Origin of the sequence: Bacillus sp. FJAT-22090 (assembly GCF_007676755.1) — a bacterium.
Classification (GTDB): domain Bacteria; phylum Bacillota; class Bacilli; order Bacillales_A; family Planococcaceae; genus Psychrobacillus.
This window is the reverse complement of record NZ_VEBK01000054.1, coordinates 1-207: the sequence shown is the minus strand read 5'-3', so window position 1 is coordinate 207 and position 207 is coordinate 1. Positions and strand designations below refer to the sequence as shown.

1 rRNA gene is annotated in these 207 nt (G+C 33.3%); it reads left to right on the top strand.

Features of this window, described 5'->3' with window-relative positions:
• Nucleotides 1-146: 146 nt before the first annotated feature.
• Nucleotides 147-207: ribosomal RNA gene (gene rrf / locus FS486_RS19895) — 5S ribosomal RNA — on the top strand; the annotation flags it as partial.

The window sequence follows — 207 nt, the reverse complement described above, 5'->3', positions numbered from 1 at the left end:
CTAATCGATCGAGGACTTAACCAAAATGTATGTATTGTGAATATGTCGTTTATCCAGTTTTGAAAGAATAAAAATTTTATTAAAAAACACTTGTAAATTTCTACAGAGTTGATATAATAAAACTTGTCTTTCAGAAATTATTCGAGTCTAGTGATGATGGCGAAGAGGTCACACCCGTTCCCATACCGAACACGGAAGTTAAGCTCT